Origin of the sequence: Clavibacter lycopersici, from assembly GCF_003576405.1 — a bacterium.
Lineage (GTDB): Bacteria > Actinomycetota > Actinomycetes > Actinomycetales > Microbacteriaceae > Clavibacter > Clavibacter lycopersici.
Window position 1 is genome coordinate 1 of sequence record NZ_QWGT01000116.1, and the last position, 8,924, is coordinate 8,924.

Genomic DNA, 8,924 nt, shown 5'->3' on the forward strand with positions numbered 1-8,924 from the left:
ATCCCCGGCGTCCCGGCCGGCGTCCCCGTCGGCCCCGGCGCGGGCGACAACGCCGCCGCCGCGCTCGGCCTCGGCGCGGTGCCCGGCGACGTCGTCGTCTCCATCGGCACGTCCGGCACGGTGTTCGCCGTCACGGCGGACCCCATCACCGACGCCTCCGGCACCGTCGCCGGCTTCGCGGACGCCACGGGCAACTTCCTCCCGCTCATCGCGACCCTCAACGCCGCCCGCGTGCTCGACGGCGGCGCGCGCCTCCTCGGCGTCGACCACGCGCGGCTGTCCGAGCTCGCGCTCGAGGCCCCCGCGGGATCCGACGGCCTCGTGCTCCTGCCCTACTTCGAGGGCGAGCGCACGCCGAACCTGCCCGACGCGACCGCGTCGCTCCACGGCATGACGCTCCGCAACAGCACGCCGGCGACCATGGCCCGCGCGCACGTCGAGGGCATGCTCTGCGGCCTGGCCGACGGCCTCGACGCGATCACGCGCCAGGGCGTCGAGGTGGAGCGCGTGCTCCTCATCGGCGGCGGCGCGAAGAGCCGCGCCGTGCGCGAGATCGCGCCGACGATCTTCGGCGTCCCCATCCACGTGCCGGACGCGGGTGAGTTCGTCGCCGACGGCGCCGCGAAGCAGGCCGCGTGGATCCTCACGGGCAGCGTCCCCGCGTGGCCCCTCGCGGGCGACGAGGTCTTCGACGCGCCGGGCGTGCCCGCCGTGCGCCAGGCGTACGCCGCGGCGAAGGCGGAGCTGGGGTACTGACGCCGGTGAGCCGGCGCTGACGCGTCGGCCTGTGGACGGCGCCGGCGGGATCCGCCCCTGATCAGCATCCTGTCCGGGTGCAGACGCGGACCCCCCTCGACACCATCGCCGGACGCGTGCGCGAGCGGCTGCGGGACGACGGGGCGGCCGCCGACCCCGTGGGCACGGCGGCCGTGGTGCGCGAGGAAGTCCGGCGGTTCGCCGAGCAGGCCCTCGGATCGGACACCCGGCTCCTCGACGACGAGGCCGCCACCGAACGGCAGGTGCTCGCGCGCATCACGGGCTTCGGCGCGCTGCAGCCCCTCCTCGACGACGACACGATCGAGGAGATCTGGATCAACGCCCCCACCCGCGTCTTCGTCGCGCGGGCGGGCGTCCCCGAGCTGACGCCCCTCGTCCTCTCGGAGGCGGAGGTGCGCGACCTAGTCGAGCGGATGCTGCAGTCCTCCGGCCGCCGGGTCGACCTGTCGACGCCGTTCGTGGACGCGTCCCTGCCCGACGGGTCGCGGCTGCACGTGGTCATCCCGGACGTCACGCGCCGCCACTGGGCCGTCAACATCCGCAAGTTCTCCCGGCGCATCCGCGAGCTCGACCACCTCGTCGCCCTCGGCAGCCTGCCGCTCCAGGCCGCGGAGTTCCTCCGGATGAGCGTCCGGGCGGGCCTCTCCATCGTCGTCAGCGGGGCGACGCACACGGGCAAGACGACGATGATCGACGCCCTCCTGTCCGCTGCGCGCGCCTCCGACCGCATCGTCACGGTCGAGGAGACCTTCGAGCTGGATCCGACGGGCCGCGACGTCGTGGCCATGCAGTGCCGGCAGCCGAGCCTCGAGGGGTCGGGCGAGATCACGCTGCGCCGTCTCATCAAGGAGGCGCTGCGGATGCGGCCCGACCGTCTGGTGGTCGGCGAGGTGCGCGAAGCCGAGTGCCTCGACCTCCTCATCGCGCTCAACTCGGGTGTGCCCGGGATGTGCTCCATCCACGCGAACAGCGCGCGCGAGGCGCTCGTCAAGCTGTGCACGCTGCCGCTGCTCGCGGGCCGCAACATCGACTCCGCCTTCGTCGTGCCCACCGTGGCGACCTCGGTCGACCTGGTCGTGCACCTCGAGGTGCTGCCGTCGGGCGCCCGCCGGGTGGTCGAGATCCTCGCGCCCGGGGGACGGCACTCGGGCATGGTCGTCGAGGCGAGCACGGTGTTCGCCCTGGAGGACGGCGTCCTCGCCGCCACCGGCGGGCAGCCCGCGCACCTCGGCAAGTTCCGCGCGGCCGGGCTCGATCCCCTGCGGATCCTGGTGGGAGCACCATGAGCGTCGCCCTCGGCCTCGCACTCGGCGCCGGGCTCCTGCTCGTGCTCTCGCCGCGCCTGTGGCCGGCCTCTCCCGACGGGTCGGCCCGCGCGCGCGGGCTCACGGCCTCCGTGCACGACCGCCTCACGCACGCGGGGCTGCCTGGGGTCTCCGTGAGCTCCTTCCTCGCGTTGTCCGCGTTGGTCGGGCTCGCGTCCGGCGTGCTCGTGGAGGCGTTCCTGCGCGTGGACGGCGCCGCGCTCGCCGCCGCCGCCACCGGACTCGTGCTCCCGTGGGCGGTCGTGGGCGCGCGGTCCGCGTCCCGTCGTCGCGCCCATCGCGAGGTCTGGCCCGACGTCGTCGACCACCTCGTGAGCGCGGTCCGCGCCGGCATGGGGCTGCCCGATGCGGTGGCATCGCTCGCCGTGGCCGGTCCCGCCCTCCTGAGGCCGGCCTTCCGGGACTTCGCGTCCGTGCACCGCACGACCGGCAGCTTCGCCGTGGCGCTCGACGAGCTCAAGGAGCAGCTCGCGGATCCGACGGCCGACCGGATCCTCGAGACGCTGCGCATGGCACGCGAGGTGGGCGGCACCCAGCTGCCGGACGTGCTCCGCGGACTCGCCCGGTTCCTCCGGGAGGAGGCGGCGATCCGGAGCGAGGCCGAGGCCCGGCAGTCGTGGGTCGTGAACGCCGCCAAGCTCGGCGTCGCGGCCCCGTGGATCATCCTGGCGCTGCTGTCCACGCGATCGGAGGCGGTGGCCGCCTACGACACCCCGACGGGCACCGTGATCATCGTCGTCGGGCTCGTCGTCTCCGCGATCGCCTACCGGCTGATGCTCGCCCTCGGTCGGCTCCCGGAGGACCGGCGGTGGTTCGCGTGACGGGGGTCGAGTCCTGGGGCGCCGTCCTCGGCCTCGTCGCCGGCGTGGGGCTCTGGACGATGATGGGCGCGGTGCCGCGCTTCCGTCGGGCCCGCCTGCTGGACCGCGTCGCCCCGCACGTCCTCGACGTGTCCGAGGGCGCCCGACGACACCTCGCGCTCGCGACGGTGCACCCCTTGCCCGTGCTCGGGACCCTCGGCGCCCCGGCAGTGGTCCCGCTGCGGCGCGGCCTGGCGCGCGTGCTCGGTGGCACCGAGCGGATCGAGCGGCTCCTCGGACAGTCGGGCTCGACCGAGGACGTGGAGCGCCACCGGTCGCGCCAGCTCGTGGGCCTGGTCCTCGGGACCGCCGCCGGCATCGTGATCGCCGTCCTGGTGGGCGGCGCCGCCCTCGTCGCGGGAGGCCTTCCGCAGGCGCAGCTGGTCGCGGTGCCCGTCGTCGCGGCGGTCGCCGGCCTGGTCGCCTGCGACACCGCGCTCGAACGACGCGCGAAGCGGCGCATCGCACGCATCCAGGCGGAGCTGCCCACCGTCCTGGAGTTCCTCGCGCTCAGCCTCGCCGCCGGCGAGGGGCTGCTCGACGCGCTCCGTCGCGTGGCCCGCGTCGGCTCCGGCGAGCTCGCGGGGGAGCTGGGTCGCGTGGTCGCGGACGTCGGCACCGGGATCGCCGTCACCCGCGCCTTCGACGACCTCGCCCGGCGCGTGGCCCTGCCGGCCGTCTCCCGCCTCGTCGACCAGCTCGTCGGATCCCTCGAGCGCGGCACGCCGCTCGCCGAGGTCCTCCGCGCGCAGGCCCAGGACGCACGCGAGGTCGCCAAGCGCGAGCTGCTCGAGAGCGCCGGCCGCAAGGAGGTCGGGATGCTCGTCCCGCTGGTGTTCCTGATCCTCCCGCTCACCATCGTCTTCGCCCTGTTCCCCGGCGTCTTCGTCCTGCAGCTCGGGCTGTAGGCGCGGCGCCACGACCCACCACCATCCGACATCGATCGAGAGGCACGACATGACCGACGACCGAGGCGCTCGGGGCGCCGATCCGACACCCGCCACCCCGTGGGACGACGACCGCGGCGACGTGCCCGGCTGGGTGCTCATCACGCTGATGACGGCCGGGCTCGTCATCATCCTCTGGGGCGTCGCGGGGCCCCTGCTGCAGAACGTGTTCACCCAGGCCATCAACAGGGTCTCGTCGTTCTGATGCGCGACGACCGCGGCTCGGCGCCCGCCGAGTTCGTCATGGTCGGGGCCCTGCTCGTCGTCCTCGCCCTGTCGGTGGTGCAGCTCGCGCTGGCGCTGCACGTCCGGACGACCGTCCTCGACGCGGCCGCCGAGGGGGCGCGCACGGCCGCGCTCGCCGGAGCCACGCGCGCGGACGGCATCGAGCGGACGCGTGAGCTGATCACGGCGGCGGTGGGGGAGCGCTACGCCCAGGACGTCACGGCGGGCACGGGCACGGTGCTCGGCCACGCGGTCGTCAGCGTGACCGTGCGGACGACGCTGCCGCTCGTGGGCCTCCTGGGCGTCGACCGCGGGCTGGAGGTGACGGGCCATGCGGCTGTGGAGCGCCTGGGCTGACGACCGCGGATCCGCAGCGCTCGAGTTCATCACGGCCGGCGTCCTCCTGCTCGTCCCGCTCGTCTACCTGGTCCTCGCCCTGTCCGCGATCCAGGGCGCGGCGCTCGGCGCGGAGGGGGCCGCGCGTCAGGCGGCGCGCGTGTACGTCCGCGCGGACGACGACGAGTCCGGCCGCCGGGAGGCGCGGTCGGCGGTCGAGGTGGCGCTCGCCGACCAGGGGATCGCCCCCGACGGCATCGCGCTCGACATCACGTGCACGCCGGATCCGCTGCGCTGCCATGCACCCCGGTCGCTCGTGCACGTGTCCGTGCGCGTCTCCGCCGAGCTGCCGCTCGCCCCACCCGTCGCCGGGCCGGATGCCCCGGGATCGGTGGCGGTGCACGGCGACGCGGACGAGCGCGTCTCCGTCTTCGCGCGAGGAGGACGATGACCGGCACGCGCGTCCGACGCGCTGGCAGAGCGGCACGGGCGGTGCGGACCGGGACGACGGGTGATGGGGGTTCGATCCTGCCGCTCGTCATCGCCTCGTGCGCGCTGGGCATCGCGGTGATCCTCATGGTGTCGGCGGCGTCCTCGCTCTACCTCGAGCGCGTCCGGCTCTTCTCCCTGGCCGATGCTGCCGCGCTGGCGGGGGCGGAGTCCTTCGACGTGGACGGTGGTGGTCCGGCGTCGATCGCGGTCGACGACGACGACGGGCTCGCCCTCCCGCCCCTGACGGACGCCGGCGTCGCGGCGACCGTGTCGAGCTTCCTGGCCGACGAGCCGACCGCGGGCATCCACGACCTGCACGTCGACGGGGCGTCGACGCCGGACGGCCGCAGCGCGCGCGTCACCCTGTCCGCGACGTGGATCCCGCCGGTGGCCTCCCTGTTCGCGCCCGACGGCGTGCGCATCGACGTCACCAGCACGGCCCGCAGCGTGCTGGTCGGGCCGGGCGCGGCGCCGACAGGACCCGCGGGAGGCGGGTGACCGGACCCGACGACGGAGCCGAGCGCTACCGGTGTCGGAGGCCGGCCAGCGCCGGCGCGGGCGCCGTACGCCATGCGTCAGGCGGTCGGTCGCGGCTTCCGGGGCACGTACCGGGGCACGTACCGCACGAGGATCCCCGCGCCGATGAGCCCGAGCACGCCCATCACCCCGCTGGCGACGGCGAGCGACGCGGCGGAGGTGAGCGCGGCGATGAGGAGCGGCGACGCGGCGCTGCCGGCGTCGCCCGTGAAGCGCCAGGCCCCGAGGAAGGGGGCGGGATCTTCGCGGGGGGCGAGGTCGGCGCCGAGGGTCATGAGGATCCCCGAGCCCACGCCGTTCGCGACCGACATGAACATGGCCACGCCGATGAACCACTGCACGCTCGTCGGCAGGTCGGGCGTCAGCGCGAGCACGAGGTAGCCGAGACCGAGGCCGACCATCGACGGCACGGCGCTCCAGAGGCGGCCGAAGCGGTCCATGATCTGGCCGCTCGCGTAGAAGAGCGCGAAGTCCACGCCGCCGGCGATGCCGATGATGAGCGCCGTGTTCGCGTCCGAGATGCCGATGCTCACGGCCCACAGCGGCAGGAGGACGCCGCGGCCCGCGCGCATCGCGCCGATGAGGGCCGCGCCGGATCCGAGCTTGACCAGCACGCCCTTGAACCGCCACAGCGTCTGCGCGAGGCCGGCCGACCCGCGCGCCGGGGGAGCGGTGCCCGCGGCCGCCGCGACCGACTCGTCGTCCTGCGGCTCGCCCGCGGTCGAGGCCGCGGCGCTCTGCAGGTCGGCGCGGTTGCGGCGCACCACGTCCATCGGGTCCGGCAGCACGAGCAGCGTCACGGCGGCGGCGAGGCACGCGACGATGTGGATCACGAACGCCGACTGCGACGCCCCCGTCATGTGGATCACGCCGGCGGCGAGGAACGGCCCCACGAAGTAGCCGGCGCGGAACGTGCCGCCGAGCGTCGACAGCGCCCGCGCGCGGAACGCCTGCGGCACGAAGCTCGTCATGAAGGCGTGCCGCGCGAGCGCGAAGACGGCCGTCGAGACGCCGATGAGGAAGACGCCCACGCCGAGCACCAGCGGGTTCGGCGCCAGCAGGCACAGCACCAGGCCGCCGATGGAGACGAAGGCCGCTCCGATCATGGCGGTGCGCTCGCCGATGCGGCTCACCACGGATCCGCTCGGGATGTCGCCCACGAGCTCGCCGAGCATGATCATCCCGCCGATGAACGCGGCGATCGCGAGCGAGGCACCGAGGCTGCCCGCGACGATCGGGATGATGGGGATGATCGCCCCCTCGCCGATGGAGAAGAGGAGCGCGGGCAGCAGCGCGGGGAGCGCGACCGCACGCAGGGAGAAGGGGGCATCGGGGGGCGACATCGCCCCCGAGCCTACGCGCGGGCGGGCCCCGTCCCGGACGCCGCCCGCGGGCCGGACGGTAGGCTGGGGGCCACCATGATCGACCAGGACTTCTCATCGCGGATCACAGAATTGCGCGACACCTACTCCAACATCCGCTCGGTCGTCGGCGTCGAGCGCCTGCAGCAGGAGGTCGAGGAGCTGAGCGCCCAGGCGGGCGAGCCGGACCTCTGGGACGACACCGAGAAGGCGCAGAAGGTCACGAGCGACCTCAGCCACCGCCAGTCGGAGCTCAAGCGCATCGACGAGCTGCAGCGCCGCCTCGACGACCTCGACGTGCTGGTGGAGATGGCGAAGGACGACGAGGAGTCCGCCGAGGAGGCGGTCGTCGAGCTCGCCGGGATCACGAGGATCATGGACGAGCTCGAGGTGCAGACGCTCCTCAACGGCGAGTTCGACCCCCGGCCCGCCGTGGTCACGATCCGCGCGGGAGCCGGCGGCGTCGACGCGGCCGACTTCGCCGAGATGCTCATGCGCATGTACCTGCGCTGGGCCGAGCAGCACGACTACTCCGCCACCGTGCTCGACACCTCGTACGCGGAGGAGGCGGGCATCAAGTCGGCGACCTTCGAGATCGACGCGCCCTACGCGTTCGGCACGCTCTCCGTGGAGGCCGGCACGCACCGCCTGGTGCGGATGAGCCCCTTCAACTCCGCGGGCAAGCGCCAGACCTCGTTCGCCGCGGTCGAGGTCGTGCCGCTCATCGAGCAGACCGAGTCGATCGAGATCCCCGAGAACGACATGCGGGTGGACGTCTTCCGCTCGTCCGGCCCCGGCGGCCAGTCGGTCAACACGACGGACTCGGCGGTGCGGATCACCCACCTGCCGACCGGCATCGTCGTCACCTGCCAGAACGAGAAGAGCCAGATCCAGAACCGCGCCGCCGCCCTCCGGGTGCTGCAGTCGCGCCTCCTCCTCGTCCAGCGCGAGCAGGAGGCGGCCACCAAGAAGGAGCTCGCCGGCAACATCACGGCGAGCTGGGGCGACCAGATGCGCAGCTACGTGCTCGCGCCGTACCAGATGGTCAAGGACCTCCGCACGGAGCACGAGGTCAACAACCCGTCGAACGTGTTCGACGGCGACCTCGACGGCTTCATCTCCGCGGGGATCCGCTGGCGGAAGTCGCCCGACCGCGCCTGAGAGAGTCCGGGGGACCGCCCGCCGCGGTGAGTCGATGCGGCGAAAGGCACCTCCCGTGCCTAGGGTCGTACCGACATGATCAGGTTCGACCACGTATCCAAGGTGTATCCCGGCAACCCCCGACCGGCGCTGAGCTCCGTCGACCTCGAGATCCTGCGGGGGGAGTTCGTCTTCCTCGTCGGCGCATCCGGGTCCGGCAAGTCCAGCTTCCTGCGTCTCGTGCTCAAGGAGGATCGGCCCACGCAGGGCACGATCCACGTCCTGGGCCAGCAGCTGAACCAGCTGTCGAGCCGCAAGGTCCCCTACTACCGGCGGAGCCTGGGGGTGGTGTTCCAGGACTTCCGTCTGCTCCCGAACAAGTCGGTCTTCGACAACGTCGCCTTCACCCTCCAGGTGATCGGCAAGTCGCGCGGCTTCATCCAGGAGGCCGTCCCCGACGTGCTGAAGATGGTGGGCCTGCAGGGCAAGGAGCAGCGACTCCCGCACGAGCTCTCCGGCGGTGAGCAGCAGCGCGTGGCCATCGCCCGCGCCGTCGTGAACAAGCCCGCCGTGCTCCTCGCCGACGAGCCCACCGGCAACCTCGACCCGCTGACGAGCGCCGGCATCATGCAGGTGCTCGAGCGGATCAACGCCAACGGCACCACGGTGATCATGGCCACCCACGACTCCGGCATCGTCGACCAGATGCAGAAGCGCGTCATCGAGCTGATCGGCGGCGAGGTCGTCCGCGACGAGGTCGGCGGCCAGTACCAGACGTCCGCCATCGACCTGCCGCGGACCGCCGAGAACCCGGTCGGCGTGAACCCCGAGCACCCGCCCGTCGCGGCGCCCACGCCCGTGTTCGTGCCGGCCGCGCCGCTCCCGGCGCCCACGCGCCCGTCCGCTCCCGCGGAGCCCACGACC

11 protein-coding genes are annotated in these 8,924 nt (G+C 73.7%); 10 read left to right on the forward strand and 1 reads right to left on the reverse strand.

The annotated features are described in order from the left end of the window. The 8 genes from DZG00_RS09065 to DZG00_RS09100 form a co-directional block, all read left to right on the forward strand. Positions 1 to 756: FGGY-family carbohydrate kinase (locus DZG00_RS09065; protein WP_255414035.1), on the forward strand; the 756-nt coding region annotated here is incomplete at its 5' end. Positions 757 to 833: 77 nt separating this feature from the next. Beyond that, the gene (locus DZG00_RS09070; RefSeq protein ID WP_233548801.1) at positions 834 to 2,063 is read left to right on the forward strand and encodes a TadA family conjugal transfer-associated ATPase; all 1,230 of its coding nucleotides are present in this window, start codon (positions 834 to 836) and stop codon (positions 2,061 to 2,063) included. Then, positions 2,060 to 2,923, forward strand: coding sequence for a type II secretion system F family protein (locus tag DZG00_RS09075; protein ID WP_119381203.1), 864 nt, complete (start codon positions 2,060 to 2,062; stop codon positions 2,921 to 2,923). Before DZG00_RS09070 ends, DZG00_RS09075 begins: the two co-directional genes overlap by 4 nt. Then, a complete protein-coding gene (locus DZG00_RS09080) occupies positions 2,920 to 3,870 on the forward strand; it encodes a type II secretion system F family protein (RefSeq protein WP_119381204.1) in 951 nt (316 codons plus the stop codon). Before DZG00_RS09075 ends, DZG00_RS09080 begins: the two co-directional genes overlap by 4 nt. A 49-nt stretch (positions 3,871 to 3,919) precedes the next feature. Then, on the forward strand, positions 3,920 to 4,114 hold the full coding sequence (locus tag DZG00_RS09085) for a hypothetical protein (RefSeq protein ID WP_119381205.1): 195 nt from the start codon (positions 3,920 to 3,922) through the stop codon (positions 4,112 to 4,114). After that, entirely contained in the window at positions 4,114 to 4,491 is a 378-nt protein-coding gene (locus DZG00_RS09090) for a TadE/TadG family type IV pilus assembly protein (protein WP_119381206.1), read from the forward strand. The genes DZG00_RS09085 and DZG00_RS09090 overlap by 1 nt, the downstream gene beginning before the upstream one ends. Next, positions 4,466 to 4,921 (forward strand): hypothetical protein, encoded by a 456-nt coding sequence (locus DZG00_RS09095; RefSeq protein ID WP_119381207.1) that lies wholly within the window; start codon positions 4,466 to 4,468, stop codon positions 4,919 to 4,921. Before DZG00_RS09090 ends, DZG00_RS09095 begins: the two co-directional genes overlap by 26 nt. Positions 4,922 to 4,962: 41 nt before the next feature. Next, entirely contained in the window at positions 4,963 to 5,460 is a 498-nt protein-coding gene (locus DZG00_RS09100; protein WP_233548807.1) for a pilus assembly protein TadG-related protein, read from the forward strand. Positions 5,461 to 5,537: 77 nt separating this feature from the next. Here the strand turns inward: DZG00_RS09100 and DZG00_RS09105 are convergent, their stop codons facing one another. Then, positions 5,538 to 6,842 (reverse strand): MFS transporter, encoded by a 1,305-nt coding sequence (locus tag DZG00_RS09105; RefSeq protein WP_119381209.1) that lies wholly within the window; start codon positions 6,840 to 6,842, stop codon positions 5,538 to 5,540. A gap of 75 nt (positions 6,843 to 6,917) precedes the next feature. On the opposite strand from DZG00_RS09105, the gene prfB reads away from it, so the two are divergent. Together prfB and ftsE are read left to right on the forward strand one after the other, a co-directional pair. Continuing rightward, positions 6,918 to 8,021 carry a peptide chain release factor 2 gene (gene prfB, locus DZG00_RS09110; protein ID WP_119381210.1) on the forward strand — a complete coding sequence of 368 codons (1,104 nt, stop codon included), beginning with the start codon at positions 6,918 to 6,920 and terminating at the stop codon, positions 8,019 to 8,021. Positions 8,022 to 8,096: 75 nt separating this feature from the next. Then, positions 8,097 to 8,924: cell division ATP-binding protein FtsE (gene ftsE / locus DZG00_RS09115; protein WP_119455552.1), on the forward strand; the 828-nt coding region annotated here is incomplete at its 3' end.